General features: G+C 26.7%; 1 pseudogene. It reads left to right on the top strand.

What is annotated here, in order from left to right:
* Positions 1-468 (top strand): annotated as a pseudogene (locus tag KGF48_RS19915) (ABC transporter permease); the annotation flags it as partial.

Genomic DNA, 468 nt, shown 5'->3' with positions numbered 1-468 from the left:
TAAAAATCCTAAAGATAATTTGAATATTTTACAAATGGATAATCCTCTAAGTAAAGATTTTTTTAATCAAATAAAGAACATGGAAGGAATTAAAAGAATAGAATCTGCAAGAAGTGTAAAAATTGGTATGGAGGACTATGATGTTGAATTTAAGTATGACCTTTTACAAAGTATAAATGAAAATGATGTAAAATCATTAAACAAGAATATAATAGATGGAAAAATAAATCTTGAAAGACTTCAAACTGGAGATGAAATAGTAATTACTCATGTTGATACAGCAAAAGAAATGGGAGTAAAAGCAGGAGATAAAATAAGATTAACTTTATATGATGGAGATAAAAAGATAAAAAAAGAATTTAAAGTTCAAGCAATAGCTATGGGGGTTCCAAGTTTTGGTATAGGGAAGGATTTTATTGATAGAACTTTGAAATACGATTCAACTAGTAGCTTGGGAATATATACAGA

Source organism: Clostridioides sp. ZZV15-6388, from assembly GCF_020657755.1.
GTDB lineage: Bacteria > Bacillota > Clostridia > Peptostreptococcales > Peptostreptococcaceae > Clostridioides.
This window is presented reverse-complemented; position numbering and strand designations above follow the sequence as displayed.